Annotated in this window: 1 protein-coding gene; it reads right to left on the reverse strand. The window is 73.3% G+C overall.

Annotation, left to right across the window (positions count from 1 at the left end; translation table 11 throughout):
- A partial coding sequence (locus ACQG3P_RS21495) for a TonB-dependent receptor domain-containing protein (protein ID WP_426806188.1) occupies positions 1-247 on the reverse strand: 247 nt, incomplete at both ends.

Consider the following 247-nt stretch of genomic DNA (forward strand, 5'->3'; position numbering starts at 1 on the left):
CCCCGGGACCCCCCGCGGCGGAGCCCGCCGCCAGGCCGCCGTCGCCGGACTCGCCAGGATTCGGCGCCCGGACGCCTTCCGCGTAGGGGGCACGCAGTGCCACCCAGTCCACCGGGGTCCACTGCACGCCGAACTTCGGGGTGGCCTTGCCTTCGCCGCTTTCGTAGTTGTCGTAACGCAGGGCGCGCGACAACTCCAGCTGCTCCAGGACCGGCGCGGACAGTTCCACGGAGCCGGCGTACACGTG

This window comes from Stenotrophomonas sp. SrG, assembly GCF_050031795.1.
Lineage (GTDB): Bacteria > Pseudomonadota > Gammaproteobacteria > Xanthomonadales > Xanthomonadaceae > Stenotrophomonas > Stenotrophomonas rhizophila_A.